Source organism: Marinococcus halophilus, from assembly GCF_002265875.1.
Lineage (GTDB): Bacteria > Bacillota > Bacilli > Bacillales > Marinococcaceae > Marinococcus > Marinococcus halophilus.
Window position 1 is genome coordinate 1 of record NZ_NPFA01000026.1, and the last position, 20,289, is coordinate 20,289.

The following is a 20,289-nucleotide window of genomic DNA, read 5'->3' on the forward strand; positions in this document are numbered from 1 at the left end:
CCTCTAGTTGTCCGCGTTCGATCATGGTAAGATGAGAGTAGCTCATGGTATCCCTCCGTGTGAGTGTTTGGTGGTACTTTCATTTTACCCAGGGATACCATGGGTGTTTTTTATTTTTTACGTGTTGCGCTTAATATTACAATTCAAGCTAAGAAAAAAGGTAAAAAGACAGAACGGCCTGTGCGGAGCTGCTAATAAAAAACACAAAAAAAAGTGCCTACGGCTGGTAAGCCGTAAGCACTTTATGTCTCCTGTATGTATGGTGGAGACGGTGGGATTCGAACCCACGTCCAGAGATATTGCCACTTTAGCATCTACGAGCGTAGTCGCTATATTATCATTCGCCAGTACGTCAGCCTAGCAACAGGCTTTCGTACGGCTAGTCTGATTAGTCTCTTCAGCCGCCCTCAGACGGAGGGCGAACTGCGTAGCCCACTAAGAGTGAGACCCCAAATCATTCCACGCGGGCGATGGAATGCGGGATCCGCATGAGCAGTTGTTACGCTGCTACTGCGAGGTTTTCGTTGTTTTTGCCAGTTATTATTGGCGTGGCATTTTTACGAGCTGCCTCTCGGCTCGCAGCTAAAGCTCAACCTATCCCTGTCGAAGCCGTAACGTCCCCATGTGAAGTTAAGCATGCGCTCATAGTTTATGAGCGACATACTATATTATAACGATAGGCCCCGGGCGTGTCAATCTAGTCGCTCATACCCTTCATGCTCCGGTTGATGGCTTTATCCATTTCGCGTTTGGCGTCCTGTTCTTTAAGAGCCTGGCGTTTGTCGTATTTTTTCTTACCCTTGGCAAGGCCGATTAGCACCTTAGCTTTGCCGTTTTTGATATAAACCTTTAATGGGATAATGGAATAGCCGGACTGCATGCTTTTGCCGATGAGTTTATTAATTTCCCGGCGATGCAGCAAGAGCTTTCTCGTACGCAGGGGGTCATGGTTAAACTGGTTTCCCTGCTCATACGGGCTGATGTGGGCGTTATGCAAAAACAGCTCATTATTATCGATTTTTCCGAAGCTGTCCTTTAGATTCATCCTCCCGGCACGGATTGACTTTATCTCTGTGCCCCGCAGCTCAATACCTGCTTCAAAGGTATCTTCGATAGTATAATCATGACGGGCTTTCCGATTTTGCGCCAGCACCCGGTTTTCCGTTTTTACGGCCATCCCCGTTCACCTGCCTTCATTCTTTAGTTTACCACGGCAGCCCGGCTATAGCCTAACTTCCCGGGCTGCCACAACCGGATTATTTCTTTTTGTTGTTTTTTGATACTTTCGAATAAAACGGCTTTTTATTGCCGGATTTTCCTTTTTTACGGCCACCGTCTTTTTTATTGCCGTCTTTCTTTTCACCCTGGCCTTCTTTTCGGCCCGGGCGTTTGCCCTTATCTCCCTGAATCACTTTCGTGGACTCTTTGCGGCGGGCTTTTGCCGGACGCTTCATGCCGACAACCTCAAAGTCGATCGCAGCTTCTTCAAGGTTTACGTTCAGAACGCGTACCTCCACCTGATCGCCGATACGGTACATATTCGCTGTACGCTCACCAATCAGGGCATACTGCTTCGGATCATAGTGGTAATAATCATCAGTTAAATAGCTGATGTGCACCATGCCTTCAATGGTGTTTTCGAGTTCCACAAACAGGCCGAAGTTGGCGGCTCCGCTTACAAAACCGGTGAATTCTTCCCCGATTTTGTCTTTCATATACTGGGCTTTTTTCATGCTGTCAACTTCGCGCTCGGCGTCGATGGCCCGGCGCTCCATCTCGGAGGAATGACGGGTAATCTCCGGCAGCTCATTTTTCCATTTCTGCTGGGTTTTGTCGTCCATTCGTTTGTTTACTAAATACGTACGGATCAGCCGGTGCACAATCAAGTCCGGGTACCGGCGGATTGGTGATGTGAAATGGGTATAGAAGTCCGCCGCCAGGCCAAAGTGGCCGGCATTTTCCGGATCATACTTAGCCTGCTGCATTGAGCGCAGCATGACCGTACTGATCACTGCCTGCTCCGGTTCCCCCTTCACGGCATCGAGAACCTCCTGGAGCGCACGAGGGTGTACCTTATTTGCGGTCCCTTTCACTGCGTAGCCAAAGTTCGTCACAAACTCCACAAATGACTGCAGCTTGTCTTCAGCCGGATCTTCGTGAATCCGGTAGACAAAGGGCACCTTCATCCAGTGGAAGTGTTCGGCTACCGTTTCATTGGCAGCCAGCATAAATTCTTCAATCAGCTTTTCAGCAACCGAGCGCTCGCGCAGCACTACGTCTGTTGGGGCCGTCGTTTCATCCACGAGCACCTGCGCTTCTTTGAAATCAAAATCGATGGCGCCTCTTCCAAACCGCTTTTCACGAAGAATTGCTGCGAGCTCTTCCATGCGTTCAAACATTGGCACGAGTTCGCTGTACTCCTCCCGTTTCGCCTGGTTGTTCTCTTCAAGAATCAGGCGGACATCGTTATACGTCATACGGGCAGCAGTCCGGATCACACTTTCAAAAATTTCATGATTGACGACTTCACCCTGCGGTGACACTTCCATTTCGCACGAGAGCGTCAGCCGGTCTACCTGCGGGTTCAGGCTGCAGATGCCATTTGACAAACGGTGCGGAATCATCGGGATCACCCGGTCCACCAAGTATACACTCGTAGCCCGTTCACCGGCTTCTACATCAATAGGTGTTCCTTCATCCACGTAATAGCTGACGTCCGCAATGTGAACACCGAGCTTGTAGTTGCCATTATTGTACTTCGTCACCGTCACGGCGTCATCAAGATCCTTTGCGTCCGCTCCGTCGATCGTAACAATAGTTTCATCGCGAAGATCCCGGCGCTGTTTAATCTCACTTTCATCGATTACATCGGGGGTCTTTTGTGCCTGTTCCACAGCTTCCTCCGGGAAATCTCCCGGAAGGCCGTGCTTATGGATGATCGACAGAATATCCACGCCCGGGTCATTTTTATGCCCGATGATATTGACGACTTTCCCTTCAGCTCCTGAAACCGCATCCGGATATTTAGTCAGCTCTACGACAACCTTATGGCCGTCCACTGCTCCGTTTTCCGCGTCCTGTGGAATATAAATGTCATCGCGGATATGCTTATCATCCGCCGCCACGAATCCGTAGTTACCGTAGCGCTGGTACGTGCCAACGACCTTTTCAATACCGCGTTCGATGATACGGATAATCGTGCCTTCGGTTTTACTCCCCTGACTCGAGTCCGAGATACGAACAAGTACGGTGTCTTTATTCATGGCTCCGTTAATTTCGCCGGCCGGCACAAAAACGTCGTCACGTTCTTTCTCCTCCGGAATAATAAAGGCAAAGCCTTTGGCATGACTCTGCACGCGCCCGCGCATCAGATTCATTTTCTCCGGTATGCCGTAGCGGTTGCTTCTCGTCCGGACAACGTCTCCGCTGTCCTCCATTTCATTTAGCGTCTTCATGAGACGCTTAATATCTTCCGCCGAATCCGCCTGAAGCGTTTCCTGGATCTCCTCAATGGTTGCAGGGCCCGCAGAATCGTTTTTCAGGTAATTCAGCAGTGTCTGTTTTATTTCCTGGTCCAACGTTTTCATCTCCTTTCAATTTTGTTGTGATAAACGTTTTGAGTTTTACACTCTTTGTTATTTTGACCAATTCAATCCGTCTAAAAACTGATAAACATCTTCGTTCAGTTCATCGCGGTCATTCCCGAGGGTAATGACGTGCGGGGAGTCCGGATACCACTTAATCTGTTTATCCTCTGAAGAGATTTCTTCATAAATGATATTTGCGCTGTCTTCTGCAATCATATCATCTTTTTCGCCCTGCACAATCATTGCCGGAACGTGAACCATATCCAGGCCGTCTGCCACTTCCCGGATCAGCCGGTTGACCGAGTGCAGGGTGTCCGTCGGCAGCTGACGGAATTCCATAATTTCTTTATCAATCTGGTCCTGGTCTTTTCCTTCCAGGCGTTTAAATTCTTTCGCGTAATTGATGACGTCGCCATATAATTTGTCCGCGTTGTTGAACGTTGACATTGGGGCGCTCATCGGAATAACTCCAAGGACATCGTAATGATACGCCACACGCAAAGCCATCAGTCCGCCGAGAGAAAGGCCCCCCACCGCTATCTGGTCAAAGCCTCTCTCTTTTAATTCGTTCATTCCCGCTTTGACGTCTTCCCACCAGTCATGGTAGTCCGTTTCCATCAGCTCTTCCGGCGGAACACCGTGTCCTTTGTATACCGGCGCATGTACAGTATAACCTTTCTTTTCCAAAAAGCGTCCCATCATCCGCACATCCGCCGAGGATCCTGTGAATCCGTGCAGCAGTAGAACTGCACGGTTTCCTCCTTCAAAGGTAAATGATTTAGGGGGTACTACACGCATGATTCATCGTCTCCTATCTTTCTTCTATTCAATTTATTCTATCGTTCGCATAAGGTTTTCAGAATTTATTTGTTTTGCTGTTAAAAATAACCGTACATCTTTTACTGTTTCATGAAGGTGGGGGCCGTGAAAGAGAAAATGCTTGCCGCTTTTGTAAATCACAAACTGTTTTACTGGACTCTGCACTGTTTTGTATATACGCGCGGCGCTCCGGACCGGTACCAGGCCGTCCTTTTCGCCCTGGCCAATAAACACCGGGCAGGATACTTTTCCAACAAATGGCCGCAGCACCCGTGCTGCCTGCTGAAATTCTCTAAGCGCCCATCCGGGGGTTCTTAATTTTTCTGCAGCTACGCCGTACCACGGGTGCAGCGATCCTCTCGCCCGGCCAATCGCTACGAGCAGCGTGTCCTTTAAAAACTGGACGGGATTAATATACTCCATCGGCGTGCCAATCAGCACAAGCCGCTCCACTCTATAGCGGGCCGCAACATAGCAGGCAAGCAGGCCGCCCATCGAGAATCCGATCACATACAGGGTGCTGCAGGCAGCCGCGAGCCTTTTAGCCGCGCGGTCGGCTGCGTGAATCCATGTGATATAGGAAACCCGGTTTTGAATGCTGAAGCTGCCATATGCATGCCCGGGCAGGACCGGCGTTTCCACCATCCAGTCCGTCGAAGCACGGAGGTTCTCAGCAATTGGCTCGATTTCCCACGGGGAGCCCGTAAATCCATGCAGACACAAACATCCAATCGTCTGGTTTTTCGTGGTTGTCTTCATGTTTCTGGTCCCCTATTTTTTATTTACCTTTAGCCTCTCACTAAAACGCTAAACTTCCACCTGCTTCTTTGATTCACTAAATACAGGAAAAGCAAACATCAGCCGGCAACAGAAAAAACAGCGAACGCTGGAACCGTCCGCTGCTGAGATAGCTTCCTATACTGTCTGTTAGACAAAATAGGCGATGAGTATGGTAAGAACAAAAAACAACACAGCCAGAACTACTGTAAACTGAATCAGAAAGGCCTCGATGCCTCTCGCTTTCTGTTTGCCAACCATTTGTTCGGCTCCGCCGGAAATTGCTCCTGCCAAACCGCTGCTTCGGCCTGACTGCAATAAGATAATTGCAATAAGCATGACCGCAACGACTATTAATGCAACGTACAACGCCGTTATCATCACCCGTACACCTCCACGTTCCAATTACGCTTGTATTAATGTAACACACCAGCACGTGCAGCGCAAGCATATGCAGCAATACAGGCTGAATGCCGCGTGGCAGAGGTGGTTTATTCAATTATAAAAAACCGCAGCCCGTATACCGGGCCGCGGTCGAAAAGCAATTATTTGTTCAGGTTATAAAAAGCATCCTTGCCCAGGTAAACAGCGGTTTCCGCCAGCTCGTCATTGATGCGCAGAAGCTGGTTGTATTTTGCCACACGATCCGTACGGGACGGAGCGCCTGTTTTGATTTGACCCGCGTTGGTCGCTACTGCGATGTCCGCGATTGTCGTATCTTCTGTTTCACCGGAACGGTGGGAAATGACGGCTGTGTAACCAGCACGCTTCGCCATTTCAATAGCATCAAAGGTTTCAGTCAACGTGCCGATCTGGTTCACCTTGATCAGAATGGAGTTGCCAATGCCTTTTTCAATACCTTCTTTCAGCTTGTTGGTGTTGGTCACAAACAAGTCGTCGCCCACAAGCTGTACTTTGTCGCCAAGAGCGTCTGTAAGCTTTTTGAAGCCTTCCCAGTCGTTTTCATCCAGGCCGTCTTCAATAGAGACGATAGGATATTTCGACACCATATCCTGGTAAAATTCGATCATTTCGTCCGCTGTTTTCACAACGCCTTCACCTTTGAGATGGTATTTTCCGTCTTCGTACATTTCAGAAGCTGCAGAATCCATCGCAAGCATAATCTCTTCGCCCGGTTTATAGCCTGCTTTTTCGATAGCTTCAATGATCGTTTGGAGTGCTTCTTCGTTCGAACCGAGGTTCGGGGCGAAGCCGCCTTCGTCGCCGACACCAGTATTATAACCTTTGCTTCCAAGTACTTTCTTCAGGTTATGGAAGATTTCTGCACCCATACGGACAGCTTCAAGGAAGTTACTGGCGCCGACAGGCATAACCATGAACTCCTGGAAGTCAACGTTGTTGTCTGCGTGCTCGCCGCCGTTCAGGATATTCATCATTGGAACCGGAAGGGTTTTTGCATTAAAGCCGCCGAGGTATTCGTACAGCGTCACCCCGAGTTCGTCTGCAGCCGCACGGGCTACCGCCATCGAAACACCCAGAATGGCATTGGCACCGAAGCTGCCTTTGTTGTCTGTTCCGTCAAGTTCGATCATTGCCTGGTCGATGCCTGTCTGGTCTGTTACATCAAAGCCGATGATTTCTTCGGCGATCGTTTCATTCACATTGTCGACTGCTTTAGTGACGCCTTTACCCATAAAGCGGTCGCCGCCGTCACGAAGCTCTACTGCTTCATATTCACCGGTGGAAGCGCCGCTTGGCACGAGGGCGCGTCCAAAAGCGCCAGTCTCTGTAAATACTTCTACTTCTACCGTTGGATTCCCACGGGAATCGAGTACTTCGCGTGCGTAAATATCTGCAATTAAACTCATAAATGATTCACTCCTATGATTGATTATTGAATGAGGGACTGCCCCGTCATTTCTTTTGGTTTTTCTATCTGCAGCAGCTCTACGGCTGTTGGACACAGGTCAGCGAGCACGCCGCCTTTGCGGAGCTTTGCATTCTCATCGCCAGTGACGATGACTGGCACTGGATTGGTCGTATGGGCTGTCATCGGTTTATCATCCGGCGTTGTTACTTCATCAGAGTTTCCGTGGTCTGCTGTAATAATGGCACGTCCGCCCTTATCGTGCAGCAGGTCCACGACCCGTCCGAGGCATTCATCCACTGCTTCAATTGCTTTAACCGTGGCCTCAAGGTCACCAGAATGGCCGACCATGTCCGGATTGGCAAAGTTCAGCACGATAAAATCATGTTTTTCAGACTGAATTTCGCTTTCAAGCGCCTCAGTCACTTCATATATGCTCATTTCCGGCTGCAGGTCGTACGTGGCTACCTTAGGCGAATCGATCAGCACCCGCGTTTCACCCTTAAACTCTTCCTCGCGTCCACCGCTGAAGAAAAAGGTGACATGCGGATACTTTTCTGTTTCTGCAATACGAAGCTGGTGGAGTCCAGCATCTGAAACGATTTCACCCATTGTATTGACCAGGTCCTGCGGAGGGTAGGCAATTTCTGCATTTACTGAATCACTGTACTGCGTCATACTGACAAATTTCAGATTGGATGGGAATTTGTCTCCGCGTTCCAAACCGTTAAAACCATCCTGCGTAAATACCTGTGACAGTTGAATGGCACGGTCCGGACGGAAGTTGAAGAAGATCACTGCGTCATTGTCCTGCAGACGGCCGACTGCTTCTCCTTCTTTTGTAATAACCGATGGCAGCACAAATTCATCCCAAACCTCTTCTTCGTATGAAGCGTCCACAGCTTCTTCAGCTGTTTCGTAGGAAGGTCCTTCCCCGTACGTAATAGCCCGGTACGATTTATCCACACGTTCCCAGCGGTTGTCACGATCCATTGCATAGTACCGGCCCTGAACCGTCGCAATATCGCCGGTACCGATTTCTTTCATATAGTCTTCCACTTCGGATACATACTGTTTAGCGGAACGCTGCCCCACATCACGGCCATCCAAAAAGGCATGAACGTATACACGCTCGATTTCTTTTTCATTCGCCATGTCGAGCAGTGCTTTTAAATGGTCTATATGGCTGTGGACCCCGCCATCAGAAAGCAGGCCGAATAAATGAAGGGCGCTGTCGTTTTCTTTCACATGGTCCACGGCATGTTGAAATGCCTGATTGTTTTTGAACGTTCCTTCTTTAATGCCCTTATTAATTAAAGAAAGGCTTTGATAAACGACCCGGCCGGCCCCGATATTCATATGGCCGACTTCTGAGTTGCCCATCTGTCCTTCAGGCAGGCCGACGGCTTCGCCGAAAGCCGTCAGCGTTTCATGTGGATACTGCTTCCAATAGCGGTCAAAGTTTGGCGTGCTTGCCTTAGCTACCGCGTTCCCTTTGGTTTCCTCCCGGCAGGCATAGCCGTCCAGGATAATCAGTGCTACTGGCTGATTGCTCATTGTTTTCCCGCCTCAGCAAGCTCCAGGAACGCATCCGGCTTCAGGCTCGCACCGCCGACAAGGGCACCGTCGATGTGCTCTTTCGCCATGTACGTTTCGATGTTTTCCGGTTTTACACTGCCGCCGTATTGAATGCGTACTTTGTCAGCTGTATCCTGATCGTACTGCCCGGCAAGTGCTTTTCTTACCGAACCGCACGTTTCATCCGCGTCCTCGGCAGTCGATGATTTGCCTGTGCCGATAGCCCAGATTGGCTCGTAAGCAACAACCACTTTCGCAGCGTCCTCCGCACTCAGTCCGGCAAAGCCTTTTTCAATCTGTTCGCGCACGACTGCTTCTGTAGAGCCGTTTTCCTTCTGCTCAAGGGACTCCCCGCAGCACATGATCGGTGTTAACCCGTGGTTCAGGGCTGCTTTTACTTTTTGATTGACGGTTTCGTCGGTTTCGTTAAACATTTCGCGGCGTTCGGAGTGGCCGATGATGACGTAAGGAATGCCTAAGTCTGCGAGCGCTGCCGGACTGATTTCGCCCGTGAACGCACCGCTGTCTTCCTGGTGCATATTCTGGGCGCCGATTTTCACGTCGCTCGATGCTGCTGCCTCATTCATGTCCTTCAAAAACAGAGCCGGTGCGCATACTACCGTTTCCACCTCTTCTGCGTTCGGTACTTTGCCTGCTACCTGCTCGATAAAATCCACTGCTTCACCGTGAAGCTTATTCATCTTCCAGTTGCCTGCTATGATTGGTTTCCTCATTGTTTCACCCCGCTAAGATTATAGTAAATATACGTGCTGCCTGCCTATTTATCATCCAGTGCTGCTACACCTGGCAGAACTTTGCCTTCGATGAATTCAAGCGAAGCACCGCCGCCGGTGGACATATGGCTCATTTTATCTGCCAGCCCGAATTTTTCTACCGCTGCCGCCGAGTCTCCGCCGCCGATAACCGTGTACGTGCCGGAAGCTTCAGCCATTGCCTCAGCGATGGAACGCGTGCCCTTTTCAAACGTAGTGAATTCAAACACGCCAACCGGCCCGTTCCAGATCACAAGCTTCGAATCCTTGATGACGTTGGCATATTCCTTTCTCGTTTCGGGCCCGATGTCCAAGGCTTCCCAATCGGATGGGATGCTGTCAATACTCACTGCCTGCGTGTTTGCATCGTCGCTGAAATCGTCGGAAACAATAACGTCCTTTGGCATGTAAAAGTTTACGCCCTTATCTTCAGCTTTCTGCATGAATTTTCTGGCCATATCAAGCTTATCTTCTTCAAGCATGGACTTGCCGATCTCATAGCCTCTCGCTTTAACGAACGTGTAGGCGAGTCCACCGCCGATAATGAGGTTATCCACGATATCGAGGAGGTTATCGATAACGCCGATTTTGTCTTTTACTTTTGCTCCCCCAACGATTGCTGTAAATGGACGGTCCGGGTCCTCAAGAGCCTGGCCGAGCACCTCGAGTTCTTTTTCCATCAGCAGGCCGGCTGCGGACGGAAGGTGGCGCGCCACTCCTTCCGTAGACGCGTGAGCCCGGTGAGCCGCACCGAAGGCATCATTTACGTAAATGTCTGCAAGGGATGCTATGTTCTTTGCCAGAGTTTCATCATTTTCCTCTTCCCCTGCTTCAAAGCGCAGGTTTTCAAGAAGCATGATTTCTCCGTTCTCCAGGGATGCCGCTGTCTGCTTAGCCTCTTCGCCGTATACTTCGTCGACCTTCTTCACATCGACATTCATAATTTCGCCAAGACGGGCTGCTGCCGGTCCGAGACGAAGCTCGTCCACCGCTTCCCCTTTCGGGCGTCCAAGGTGGCTTCCGAGAATGACACGCGCTCCCTGTTCGGATAAGTATTGAATTGTTGGTACAGCTGCACGAATCCGTGCGTCATCCGTAATGCTTTCATCTTTCATTGGCACGTTGAAATCAACGCGGCAAAATACCGTTTTGCCTTTCAAATCTAAATCGCGGATGGTTTTCTTATTTAACGCCATTGCCAAACCTCCCTTAATTTTTCTTCCTCATCTATCATAACAAAAATCTGCACTCCCGTTCTTTACCCGCCGCAGAAAAAACTGGAACGTCTATTTTTAATGCTTCGTGAGAGCATCTGATGTCCGGCAGGCCGGAAAATAGAGCTGTATAGACTTAAAAAAGGGAGGAAGAAATAATATTCTCCTCCCTTTCCCAAGCACTAAATAAATGGTTTACAGTTTTTTGCCAAAGCTTGCTGCGAGGTCCACAACACGGCTGGAATAACCGAATTCGTTGTCGTACCAAGCGATTACTTTGACCATGTTGTCCTGCATAACGAGTGTTGAAAGAGCGTCTACCGTGGAAGAATAAGCGCTTCCGTTGTAGTCCTTCGATACGAGCGGCTCTTCACTGTAACCAAGAATGCCTTTCAGTTCGTCAGATTCAGAAGCTTCTTTCAATGCGTTGTTCAACTCGTCTACTGTTACGTCCTTGTCGAGTTCTGCTACGAAGTCCACAAGGGAAACGTTTGGAGTAGGAACACGCATCGCACCGCCAGTAAGCTTACCGTCAAGCTGCGGAAGCACGAGTGCTACTGCCTGAGCGGCGCCTGTAGTTGTCGGAATGATGTTTTCAGCGCCAGCGCGCGCACGGCGAAGATCTTTGTGCGGGCCGTCCTGGATCTGCTGGTCACTCGTGTAGGAGTGAACTGTATTCATCAGGCCGCGTTTGATGCCGAATTTTTCATCCAGTACTTTAGCTACTGGAGCCAGGCAGTTGGTTGTGCAGGATGCGTTAGAAACGACTTTATGCTCATCCGGCTTGAATTCGCCTTCGTTAACGCCGACAACAAACGTGGCGTCCACGCCTTTAGCCGGTGCGGAAATGATAACGTTTTTCGCTCCGCCTTCAAGGTGTTTGGCAGCCTGATCACGCTGCGTAAAGATGCCTGTAGATTCAACAACGATTTCGGCTTCTACGCCTTTCCAGTCGATTTTCGCTGGATCTTTTTCAGAGAAAACGGTCAGCTTGTGGCCGTTAATTGTAAGGTTGTCACCGCTTGCTTCGATTTCTGCGTCAAGCGTTCCGTGGACGGTGTCATATTTTAAAAGGTGCGCAAGTGTATCAGTGTCAGTCAGGTCGTTTACTGCTACTACTTCCACGTCCGGGTTGTTTAAAGCTGCCCGGTAAACGTTACGTCCAATACGTCCAAAACCGTTAATACCAATTTTTGTTGCCATAATGATTTTTCCTCCTTGGAATATAAATAATTGTGAAAGCTACTGCAGCATAATGCGGCAGGTATTCTGCCTGTTACTCAGTTGCCTCCGGCGCATCGTTTTGTTCTAAAATGGCTTTCGCTGCGCCCTCATCGGTAATCAGTATGCTGCTTGGGCGGTAGCGCATATAAGCGTCAATTGCCTTTGCCTTGCTCGATCCCCCGGCTACGGTGATTACTGTCTGGTCCCGCCGGAGCTCGTCCCACTGCAGGCCCACCGTATTTTCCCGGTGCACCACTTGTCCATCCTGGTTAACGTAGTAGCCAAATGACTCGGCCACCGCCGACTCTTCCTCCAGTCTGCTGCGCAGGGAAGCACTCGTCGTCCGCCGGCCGGCCATCGTTTTTGCTTCTCCAATGCCGTGAACCACAATCGATGCCGTGCTCAGCAGATCGAGCACTTCCTGCACTCCGGGTTCCTGCATGAGCGAACGTCTCGTATCCTCGCTCAGCTGGTCGGGAACATGAAGCAGCCGGTACGAGGCCTGGGCCTTCATCGCCATGGCGGAGCTGATAGTGTTGGCCTGAATTTCTACTTTTTCCCCTAGGCCGCCGCGGGCCGGTACAAAAATAGTGTTTTGCCATCTCGGGTCAGGGACCATCATTTCAGCAGCTGAAGCAAGCGTCGTACCGCCGGCTACCGCAATGACGTCCCCGGAACGCACACGGTTTTTCATCTGCTGTACCACAGCCCGTCCGAGTTCCTTTTTCACCACCGGCAGCTCGTCGCTATCCCCCGCCACCACGATAACCTTAGGCACGGATAAATAACCCGCCAGCCTCTGCTCCAATTCCTCGAGGCCAAAAGTATATTTGACTGTCTGTTCGAGTCCTTCGAGCAGCTTGGTGCCTTCTTCAGTTAAAAGCATCCCTGCGCTTTGCATCAGAATAAGCCCCTGCTGCTTCAAAAAATCTGTTTCACTGCGCAGAACCCGCTCTGAAATGGATAGCTGAGTGGCAAGGGTTCTTCTTCCAATCGGCTGCATCAGGCGGATGTATTGCAAAATGCGGTACCTCTTCCCTAACGTTTCGAGCACATCAGGCTGCAGTTTCCGCTGCATCTCCAATACGTCACGTAACATATTGCTACACCACCGAACCTGTGGCAGCAGCTTATTTCAAGCCACTCCTCATCATTGATCTTCACTTCCCCCTCCGGGACTAATAAGGTCCCGGAGAGACATTTTCTGTCCCGCTCATTTTATAAAAAAATGAACGTTTTGTTCACAATTTCATTGTAGCAATCTGCATCTGGAAAATCAACGCAAATGTTCACCGTGATTTTCAAGTTGTTACATTAATATTATTACCCGAATACTGATAATTTTATGCATAAAAAATCCTCCTTTTTCGCAAGGAGGATACTGGCTATACTGGCTGCTTGCGCTGGGAGGAAGAAGGAATGCGGAGTTCTGTTCTGTATTTCGCAACCGCCCGCCTTGAAATCGTACACTTCTGTTCCTGCTGCAGCAGATCTGCAAGCTTTTGGTCCGAAAGAGGCTTTTCTTTATTTTCTTCTTTAATCAGTTTTTTCATCATGGCCTTCACTCCATTGCTTGAAGCGTCTTCTTCCAGGCGCGCAATTTTTGAGGAGAAGAAATGCTTCAGCTCCACCAGGCCGTGAGGTGTCTGCATGTATTTGCGGCTCGTCGTCCGTGAAACCGTGGATTCATGCACCTCCGCCTGCTCAGCTATTTCCCGGAGCGTAAGAGGACGAAGTTTTTCTTCGCCGTACTTTAAGTATTCACTCTGGGCTCCGACGATCGCTTCTGACACTTTCTGCAGCGTCTGCTGCCGCTGTTCGACACTTTTTACAATCCATAAAAACTGCTTATATTTTTCCATTGCATACTGCCTGGCTTCTTCATCGGTATCCTGCTGCAAGAGACGCCAGTATTTTTCATTCATCTGCAGTTCCGGAAGCCGGTCATTTAAAATAGTGACGACCCACTTTCCTTCAGCCTCTTCTACACGGATATCCGGGGACACAGAAATAGATGTCTCCTGCCTATACGCATCCCCAGGATACGGCGAAAGCTTTTGAAGGCAAGTGTAAATCTCCTGGAGCTGCTCTTTGCTGAGATGATATTTCTGCTGAAGATAGCGCCATTTCTTTGCTCCTAGCGCCTCGAGGTCATCGGCGACTACCTGATCAATATAGGGATCCGTATCCAGACAGCGTTCAAGCTGCAGAAGGAGGCATTCTTTTAAATTTCTTGCCCCGACTCCTGCTGGTTCAAGCTGTTGGAACGTCGAAATATACTGCTCGCTTTCTTCGCTTTCAAGCTGAAACTTCTTCTCCATTTCCCATTTGATGTCTTCTAAGTATCCACGCTCATCGACACTTCCGGCTAAAAACAGAAGTATTTCCCGTTCCCTGCCTTTGTAACGGCCGCAGGCAATCTGTTCCCTCAGCGTATCTTCGAGAGTTTCCCCTGCCGGCTCACGCCAGTCCAGCTGTTCATTTCCGGATGCCGGGGTATAGGCAGGGACTGCTGTTTGAGAGGCAGACAGCGCAGTACCGTCAGTAATAGAAGGCATGGTTAAATCCATCAGAGGGTTTTCCATCGCCTCTTCCTGCAGATAGTCAGATAATTCCTGGGTCGACAGCTTCAACAGGGCAATTGCCTGCTTTAATTCCTGCGTCATCACTAAACTCATCTCTTGCTTCTGCTGCAATTCAAGCCCTAAACCCATTATTTCCACCTCCGTTTGGAAACGCTTTCTTATATCATAACATATTTTTCTTCCTTAATTCGATATCTTTCCTTGTTCAGTTATTGGTATTATATGAAAATAGATCTGGGCATTCTATTTGTTTGTCAGATCATTTTTCATATAACTTAAGGCATATCCTGAAGCAGAAACATTTACACGGCACGTTTATGTTTGTGAAAATGAAGGGAATGAGAGGTGACGTGTGAATATATGAAATAGGAGCATACTTTTTATTTGACCTTAATTGACCAAAGAGTTATGATAATAACAGCAACGCGGAAGGAAAAATATTTTCCATACAACTACCATGAATGTAGGCATACATTTCATTAAAGGAGGACTCTTTTCATGAACTTGATACCAACAGTTATTGAACAAACCAACCGGGGCGAACGCGCATATGATATTTATTCGCGTTTGTTGAAAGACCGCATTATTATGCTTGGCTCGGGCATTGATGACAACGTAGCCAACTCGATCGTAGCGCAGCTTCTTTTCCTCGAAGCCGACGATCCGGAGAAAGACATTTCTCTTTACATTAATAGTCCGGGCGGCTCGATCACAGCCGGCATGGCTATTTATGACACAATGCAGCACATTAAGCCGCAGGTTTCCACTATCTGTGTCGGCATGGCAGCATCAATGGGTGCTTTTCTTCTTACAGCCGGCCAGGAAGGCAAGCGTTATGCTCTTCCAAACAGTGAAGTAATGATTCACCAGCCGCTCGGCGGCACTCAGGGTCAGGCTGCTGATATTGAAATTCATGCCCGCCGCATTATTAAAATGCGCGAAAAGCTCAACCAAATCCTTGCTGACCGCAGCGGCCAGCCGCTTGAAGTTATCGAGCGCGATACCGATCGTGATAACTTTATGAGTGCGGAGCAGGCAAAAGAATATGGTCTCGTGGACCAGGTTATGGGACAGTAAGAGACAAAAAATCAGGACGGCATAGCGCTGTCCTGATTTTTATTATTCACATTTCTTTTTTCATAAACTCCGTTAATGATTCGGCCGCTTCCTCTTCGTCTGCACCTTCAGCCGAAAGCTTAACCGAGGCCCCTGTACGTACTGCGAGGCTCATAACGCCCATAATGCTTTTAGCATTCACCTTTTTTTCATCTTTTTCCAGAAAAATGTTGGAATGAAACCGGTTCGCCTCCTGAACGAATAATGCTGCCGGCCGGGCTTGAAGCCCTGTGCGCAAATTTACTTCTACTGTTTTTTCGACCATAGTTATTATCTTCCTTTCTCCATCTGTCTTCATCCGGTACCCGCTTTTTTTGCACCAATAACGTAAGTCAATTCGGTAACTTTTTAAGCAAGCGCTTTAACAACGGCTGTAAACCGGCGCCTGTGGCAGTAGAGGCCCCCTCTCTTCCTACAGGCGCCGGTTTTTACTAATTAAATTTTTTCGGGAATTGGCGGCTTACCAGCCTGGATACGTTCCGCGATCTGGTCGATCTTTCTCAGTCGGTGATTCACCCCGGATTTACTCACTTTTCCACTCGGTACCATTTCCCCGAGCTCCTTCAGCGTAACATCCTGATGCTGCACACGCAGAATCGCTATCTCGCGGATTTTTTCCGGAAGGTTTTCGAGCCCGACTTCCGCCTGGACAAGCTGAATGTTTTCGACCTGCCGCAAAGCAGCCCCCACGGTTTTATTGAGATTCGCTGTTTCGCAGTTTACGAGACGGTTCACCGAATTCCTCATGTCTTTCATAATCCGTACATCTTCAAAATACAGCAGGGCCTGGTGAGCACCAATAATATTTAAAAACTCGGTAATTTTTTCGCTTTCCTTAATATAAAGAATATAGCCCTTTTTCCGTTCAAGGCTTTTCGATGTAAGTCCGAATGTTTCCATCAGAGTCCGGAGAGCCCGGTTGTGCTCTTCATACATTGAGTAAATTTCGAGGTGATACGAAGACGTTTCCGGATGGTTAACCGATCCCCCGGCTAAAAAGGCTCCGCGCAGATACGCCCGCCGGCTGTCCGTATTCGGAATCACGTCATTAGAAATTGAGCGGTTAAACTGATAGCCATTTTCCATGATGGCAAGATCCGTCAGCATTTCTTTGGTTTCTTCTGCCATCCGCACCACATAAACATTATTCTTTTTTAAACGCATTTTTTTCCGGACAAGCAGTTCAATGACCATATCCTTATAAATACGCTTGATTAAAGAATAGATCCGCCTCGCGATTGCTGCGTTTTCAGTCGAAACATCTAAAATCAGCTGGCCGTTGCCAAAAGAAATCGAACCGTTCATTCTAATTAACGCAGCCAGTTCTGCTTTAGCGCTCGTATCGTCTACCTCGATCTGGGTTAATTCTTTCTTTGTTATAGCCGCAAATGAAGACATCCATCTTCACCGCCTTTCTGTCAATCACGGGCGAGCAGGGCTTCAGATACCTTTTTGGCATCATGACGGAGAACGAGGCCGTCATAGTGCATAAACGTATCTGTTACTACCTGGCACCCAAACTGTTCTAATCTTTCATAATCACACCTCACAGGAAACGCCTGCTGTTTTTCATAGTTCTCGAGCACCGGCACCGGAATTTCTTCATCATGCACAAGGATCGTATCCACAAGTGTGCCCCCTGTGTGCTTTTCGAGGGCGTGCAGATGATCGGACGCTGAAAATCCGTCCGTTTCTCCCGGCTGTGTCATAGCATTGCAAATATATACCTTCCGGGCCTTCGAACGGTTGATGGCGTCCCGGATACCGGGGACGATCAAGTTCGGCAGAATGCTTGTAAACAAACTTCCGGGACCGATGACAATAACGTCCGCCTGTTCAATGGCACGCACGGTTTCCGGAAGAGCTTCAGCATCCGGCGGGTGGATGAACACCTGCTCAATCTGCTTGCCGGCTTTTGGAATAAGCGACTCCCCGTAGACCGTAGAGCCGTCCTTCATTTTTGCAAACAGCTCAATGCTTCGGTTAGAGGCTGGAAGAACCTTCCCTCGAACGTTTAACACGGTACTTAGTTCAGTAATTCCTTTGGCAAAGTCTCCGGTAATGGAAGTCATTCCGGCTACCAGAAGATTCCCAAGGGAATGGCCGGTCAGCCCTTCTCCGCTTGCAAAGCGGTGCTGGAACAATTCTTCAATTAATGGTTCGACTTCTGCGAGCGCCACTAATACGTTTCTTACGTCCCCGGGGGGCGGAATATTAAACTCTTTCCGTAAGCGCCCCGAGCTTCCTCCGTCGTCTGCGACGGTCACAATCGCCGTAATATCTGCCGGGAACTGTTTCAGCCCCCGGAGCAGAACACCTATGCCTGTGCCACCGCCCATCACTACAACCTTCGGGTCCATCACGTCTATTTTTTCCTTCCTTCCTCAATGTCCCGGTGATTGGCATTCGTCTCATATTTCTCTGAAAAGTAAGACGCAATGTATTCAGCAAGCGTCACGGAGCGGTGCTTGCCTCCTGTGCATCCAATCGCGACGACAAGCTGCGACTTGCCTTCCTGTTTGTATAACGGAAGCATAAATTCAAGCATATCCACCAGTTTATTTATAAATTCTTTTGTATCTGTCCATTTTAACACGTACGAAGACACTTCTTCCTCGAGACCGGTTTTTGGCTCCAGGTGCTCCACATAATGAGGGTTGGGCAGAAAGCGAACATCAAAAACGAGATCTGCATCGATCGGCATTCCATACTTAAACCCGAAGGACATAACATTCACATTAAAGACCGACTGATTTTTCTCAGCATAATCTGTTAATATACGCTCCCGCAGCTCTCTCGGTTTCAGGCTGCTCGTATCAATAATATGGCGCGCACGTCCCTTTAATTCCTGCAGCATCTCCCGCTCAAGCTGAATGCCTTCAAGCGGTGTCTCCTCACTTGCAAGTGGGTGCGAGCGCCGCGTTTCCTTATAACGGCTGACAAGCACCTGGTCTCCAGCATCCAAAAACAAAATATGTGTCGACAGCTCCTTGCGCTGATCAAGCTGATCGATCGAAGCAAACAGGTGGTCAAAAAACTCCCTCGTTCTGAGATCCACCACGAAGGCTACTTTATCCGTCTTATTTTCTGTTGTTTCAATTAAATCGATAAACGTCGGGATTAGGGAAGGAGGCAGATTGTCTACACAGTAATAGCCCAGATCTTCAAAGCACTGGATGGCGACCGTCTTTCCGGCCCCTGACATCCCGGTAATGATTTCCACCTGAATCGATTTCCGCTCTTGTTCCATCGTCTGCATCCCTCTTTTACATGTAGTATGGCGTGGAGTGCTCGAGCCGGCTCTCCAGAAGCCGGCGGTCTTTTGTATAGCGGAACGTACCATACACCGTCCCTTTATTATTCAAAATATGCTCTACAATCGCCTTATCTCCTTCAGCCATCGGAAGAGAAGATACTTCCCGTTTTTGCTTCCATTCGAGTACGCCTTCTGGAGATTCATTAAGCAGCTGGCCGGATGCACCAAAAGCTTCAAATGTAAACATCATCCATTCATTTGCTTCAAGGCCATTCTCTATTGTGATAAACGTAAAAATGCCCCTCAGATGCGGCCGTTCAATCGTAAGCCCTGTTTCTTCACGAAATTCCCGCTGTACTGAATCATATACTGATTCCCCCGGCTCCATTTTTCCGCCGGGGGCGTTCCACCAATCGAAACTTGGTTTTTTGAGCATAAGCAGTTGATCATCCTGCTGTAAAAAACAATTTGTTACCCGCTGCATGTGTACCACCTCACATATACCTTTTTCCAGTATACTATCCTTCGATGGTTCAGACAATTTACAAAAGAAAGTATCTTATGTTTTCTACACCAAAAAACGGCGCAGAAATGATTTTCTGCGCCTGTGCTTCATTGTTTCAGCGGGAGCGCCTACGCTTCGACCGCGTTTTTCAGTTCTTCCACGTACTGCTGCGCCGTCTGTGCCGCAAGCGACCCGTCGCCGGTGGCCGTGACGATCTGGCGCAGGAACTTGTCCCGGATGTCGCCGGCGGCGAACACGCCCGGAATCTTCGTTTCCATGTCCTCGTTCGTTTCAATATAGCCCTCGTCGTTCGTGATGCCGAGGTCGAGAAACGCCCCGTTCAGCGGCAGCAGCCCAATGTAGATGAACGCCCCGCTCGTATCAAAGTCATAGTCCTCGCCGGTCTTCAGGTCCGTCAGCGTGACGCTTCCGACCTTGCCGCCGTCGCCGTTGATCGTTTTGACGACCGTGCTCCACTTGAAGTCGATCTTGTCGTTCACAAACGCGCGCTGCTGCAGGATCTTCTGCGCCCGCAGCTCATCGCGGCGGTGGATGACCGTCACCTTGTCGGCAAACCGGGTCAGGTACACCGCCTCCTCGACGGCGGAGTCCCCGCCGCCGACGACCACGATCTCCTTGTTCCGGAAAAAGGCGCCGTCACACACCGCACAGTAGGACACGCCGCGGCCGCCGAGCTCCTGCTCGCCCTCGACGCCGAGCTGCTTGTACTCCGCSCCGGTCGCRATRATMAGCGACCGCGTYTTGTACTGCTTGCTGCCGGCATAAACCGTTTTGTATTCCTTGCCGTCCTCGACGCGGGAGACGTCGCCGTAGGCGTACGCCGCGCCAAACTTCTGGGCGTGCTGGAACATTTTCGTGGACAGGTCGGGCCCGAGGATATGGTCAAAGCCCGGGTAGTTTTCCACGTCCTCGGTGTTGGCCATCTGCCCGCCGGGCACGCCGCGCTCAAGCATGAGCGTATCCATTTCCGCCCGCGAGGCGTACACGGCCGCCGTCATGCCGGCCG

At 49.5% G+C, this 20,289-nt stretch carries 20 protein-coding genes and 1 other RNA gene; 2 read left to right on the forward strand and 19 right to left on the reverse strand.

The window, feature by feature from the left end:
• Positions 1–260: 260 nt before the first annotated feature.
• The 6 genes from ssrA to secG form a co-directional block, all read right to left on the reverse strand.
• Positions 261–622: a transfer-messenger RNA gene (gene ssrA, locus CHL76_RS15555) on the reverse strand.
• A gap of 75 nt (positions 623–697) precedes the next feature.
• Positions 698–1,177: an SsrA-binding protein SmpB gene (gene smpB, locus CHL76_RS15560; protein ID WP_079475508.1), complete on the reverse strand. Its 480-nt coding sequence runs from the start codon at positions 1,175–1,177 to the stop codon at positions 698–700.
• A gap of 79 nt (positions 1,178–1,256) precedes the next feature.
• On the reverse strand, positions 1,257–3,587 hold the full coding sequence (gene rnr, locus CHL76_RS15565) for a ribonuclease R (RefSeq protein WP_094909056.1): 2,331 nt from the start codon (positions 3,585–3,587) through the stop codon (positions 1,257–1,259).
• A 48-nt stretch (positions 3,588–3,635) separates the two neighbouring features.
• Positions 3,636–4,388 (reverse strand): alpha/beta hydrolase, encoded by a 753-nt coding sequence (locus CHL76_RS15570; RefSeq protein ID WP_269845176.1) that lies wholly within the window; start codon positions 4,386–4,388, stop codon positions 3,636–3,638.
• 30 nt (positions 4,389–4,418) lie between these two features.
• The gene (locus CHL76_RS15575) at positions 4,419–5,165 is read right to left on the reverse strand and encodes an alpha/beta hydrolase (protein ID WP_094909058.1); all 747 of its coding nucleotides are present in this window, start codon (positions 5,163–5,165) and stop codon (positions 4,419–4,421) included.
• 168 nt (positions 5,166–5,333) lie between these two features.
• Positions 5,334–5,564 (reverse strand): preprotein translocase subunit SecG, encoded by a 231-nt coding sequence (gene secG / locus CHL76_RS15580; RefSeq protein WP_022793890.1) that lies wholly within the window; start codon positions 5,562–5,564, stop codon positions 5,334–5,336.
• Between secG and CHL76_RS17235 the strand changes: the two genes are divergently transcribed.
• Entirely contained in the window at positions 5,521–5,688 is a 168-nt protein-coding gene (locus CHL76_RS17235; RefSeq protein ID WP_198951244.1) for a hypothetical protein, read from the forward strand. The two genes, secG and CHL76_RS17235, sit on opposite strands and share 44 nt — an antisense overlap.
• A gap of 40 nt (positions 5,689–5,728) precedes the next feature.
• On the opposite strand, the gene eno is transcribed toward CHL76_RS17235, so the two are convergent.
• From eno to rpoN, 7 genes are all read right to left on the reverse strand, one after another.
• Positions 5,729–7,012: a phosphopyruvate hydratase gene (gene eno / locus CHL76_RS15585; RefSeq protein WP_079475504.1), complete on the reverse strand. Its 1,284-nt coding sequence runs from the start codon at positions 7,010–7,012 to the stop codon at positions 5,729–5,731.
• A 23-nt stretch (positions 7,013–7,035) separates the two neighbouring features.
• Positions 7,036–8,568: a 2,3-bisphosphoglycerate-independent phosphoglycerate mutase gene (gene gpmI / locus CHL76_RS15590; protein WP_094909059.1), complete on the reverse strand. Its 1,533-nt coding sequence runs from the start codon at positions 8,566–8,568 to the stop codon at positions 7,036–7,038.
• Positions 8,565–9,323, reverse strand: coding sequence for a triose-phosphate isomerase (gene tpiA, locus CHL76_RS15595; RefSeq protein ID WP_079475502.1), 759 nt, complete (start codon positions 9,321–9,323; stop codon positions 8,565–8,567). The genes gpmI and tpiA overlap by 4 nt, the downstream gene beginning before the upstream one ends.
• Before the next feature lie 44 nt (positions 9,324–9,367).
• Positions 9,368–10,558: a phosphoglycerate kinase gene (locus CHL76_RS15600; RefSeq protein WP_094909060.1), complete on the reverse strand. Its 1,191-nt coding sequence runs from the start codon at positions 10,556–10,558 to the stop codon at positions 9,368–9,370.
• A gap of 213 nt (positions 10,559–10,771) precedes the next feature.
• On the reverse strand, positions 10,772–11,779 hold the full coding sequence (gene gap, locus CHL76_RS15605; RefSeq protein ID WP_079475500.1) for a type I glyceraldehyde-3-phosphate dehydrogenase: 1,008 nt from the start codon (positions 11,777–11,779) through the stop codon (positions 10,772–10,774).
• A gap of 73 nt (positions 11,780–11,852) precedes the next feature.
• Complete coding sequence (locus CHL76_RS15610; RefSeq protein WP_079475499.1) at positions 11,853–12,899, reverse strand: sugar-binding transcriptional regulator; 1,047 nt, start codon at positions 12,897–12,899, stop codon at positions 11,853–11,855.
• 286 nt (positions 12,900–13,185) lie between these two features.
• Positions 13,186–14,514, reverse strand: coding sequence for an RNA polymerase factor sigma-54 (gene rpoN, locus CHL76_RS15615; protein WP_094909061.1), 1,329 nt, complete (start codon positions 14,512–14,514; stop codon positions 13,186–13,188).
• A 369-nt stretch (positions 14,515–14,883) separates the two neighbouring features.
• On the opposite strand from rpoN, the gene clpP reads away from it, so the two are divergent.
• Positions 14,884–15,462 (forward strand): ATP-dependent Clp endopeptidase proteolytic subunit ClpP, encoded by a 579-nt coding sequence (gene clpP / locus CHL76_RS15620; RefSeq protein WP_022793882.1) that lies wholly within the window; start codon positions 14,884–14,886, stop codon positions 15,460–15,462.
• Positions 15,463–15,508: 46 nt separating this feature from the next.
• Here clpP and CHL76_RS15625 read toward each other — a convergent pair whose 3' ends face one another.
• The 6 genes from CHL76_RS15625 to trxB form a co-directional block, all read right to left on the reverse strand.
• A complete protein-coding gene (locus CHL76_RS15625) occupies positions 15,509–15,766 on the reverse strand; it encodes an HPr family phosphocarrier protein (RefSeq protein ID WP_079475497.1) in 258 nt (85 codons plus the stop codon).
• Between the two features lie 170 nt (positions 15,767–15,936).
• Positions 15,937–16,899: a DNA-binding protein WhiA gene (gene whiA / locus CHL76_RS15630; RefSeq protein ID WP_079475496.1), complete on the reverse strand. Its 963-nt coding sequence runs from the start codon at positions 16,897–16,899 to the stop codon at positions 15,937–15,939.
• 20 nt (positions 16,900–16,919) lie between these two features.
• Positions 16,920–17,861: a gluconeogenesis factor YvcK family protein gene (locus tag CHL76_RS15635; RefSeq protein WP_079476991.1), complete on the reverse strand. Its 942-nt coding sequence runs from the start codon at positions 17,859–17,861 to the stop codon at positions 16,920–16,922.
• 5 nt (positions 17,862–17,866) lie between these two features.
• Entirely contained in the window at positions 17,867–18,751 is an 885-nt protein-coding gene (rapZ, locus tag CHL76_RS15640; protein ID WP_079475495.1) for an RNase adapter RapZ, read from the reverse strand.
• Positions 18,752–18,767: 16 nt separating this feature from the next.
• A complete protein-coding gene (locus tag CHL76_RS15645; RefSeq protein ID WP_079475494.1) occupies positions 18,768–19,241 on the reverse strand; it encodes an NUDIX hydrolase in 474 nt (157 codons plus the stop codon).
• A gap of 149 nt (positions 19,242–19,390) precedes the next feature.
• A partial coding sequence (gene trxB, locus CHL76_RS15650; protein ID WP_094909062.1) for a thioredoxin-disulfide reductase occupies positions 19,391–20,289 on the reverse strand: 899 nt, incomplete at its 5' end.